At 60.5% G+C, this 497-nt stretch carries 1 protein-coding gene; it reads right to left on the bottom strand.

The features are described 5' to 3' along the window. On the bottom strand, positions 1-497 hold a 497-nt coding region (locus tag A3709_RS08355), incomplete at both ends, for an FAD-dependent oxidoreductase (RefSeq protein ID WP_197484128.1).

The following is a 497-nucleotide window of genomic DNA, read 5'->3' as shown; positions in this document are numbered from 1 at the left end:
AAACTCGTTGATCAATTCAGCCGCATGATAGCCAACGATAGTGGCACCCAGAATACGGTCACTGCCTGGCTTGGTCAGCACTTTCACAAAGCCCTTCGCCTCGCCGTCGGCGATGGCGCGGTCGAGATCATCCAGATCGTAGCGGCTGACCTCGTAGGCAATACCCTGAGCCTGAGCATCGGCCTCATTCAGGCCCACCCGGGCAACCTCGGGGTCGATGAACGTCGCCCAGGGCACCACCGAGTAGTCGACCCGGAATTTGCGAAAGCGCCCAAACAACGCATTGACCGAGGCATACCAGGCCTGGTGGCTGGCCATATGGGTAAACAGGTAGGGGCCCGCAACATCGCCCGCAGCATAAATGGAGGGCACTCGAGTGCGCAGAAAGTCATCCACATCAAGATGNCCGGCCGGATTCAGCTCAACGCCAAGCGCTTGGAGACCGGGGCCCTCGTCAGTGGGACTGCGGCCCACCGCCAGCAATACGGCATCGAAGG

This window comes from Halioglobus sp. HI00S01, assembly GCF_001635445.1.
GTDB lineage: Bacteria > Pseudomonadota > Gammaproteobacteria > Pseudomonadales > Halieaceae > Halioglobus > Halioglobus japonicus.
This window is presented reverse-complemented; position numbering and strand designations above follow the sequence as displayed.